This is a genomic window from Methylobacterium sp. 37f, from assembly GCF_023093475.1.
Classification (GTDB): domain Bacteria; phylum Pseudomonadota; class Alphaproteobacteria; order Rhizobiales; family Beijerinckiaceae; genus Methylobacterium.
On sequence record NZ_JAGHKN010000141.1, the window covers coordinates 1 to 318 of the forward strand.

The window sequence follows — 318 nt, forward strand, 5'->3', positions numbered from 1 at the left end:
CCCTTCTCGGGACTGGGTGCCCTCGACGCCGGGTCCCCGACTACGGGCGCTGCCGCTATCGACTGGTTGCCGGTGCGTCCTCCGCTTGCAGGCCTCTAAGAGGAGCGTCGATGGTGCACATGACACCCGTCGCCGGATAGGAGAGATCCACCTCGCCGCCGAAGTTGCCGGCAAGTCCGCGCCCGATCAGCCTAGAACCGAAACCGCTCCGTGTCGGCGCCTTCACGACGGGACCACCTTGCTCCAACCATCGCAGGGCGCAGTGCGGCTCGCCGCCATCCTCGCGAAGCGTCCACTCGACCGAGACCTTGCCCTGGG

The 318-nt window shown here is 67.9% G+C and carries 1 pseudogene; it reads right to left on the reverse strand.

Annotated features, from left to right (window positions below):
* Positions 1-55 precede the first annotated feature (55 nt).
* Positions 56-318, reverse strand: a pseudogene (locus J7U37_RS25010) (hypothetical protein); the annotation flags it as partial.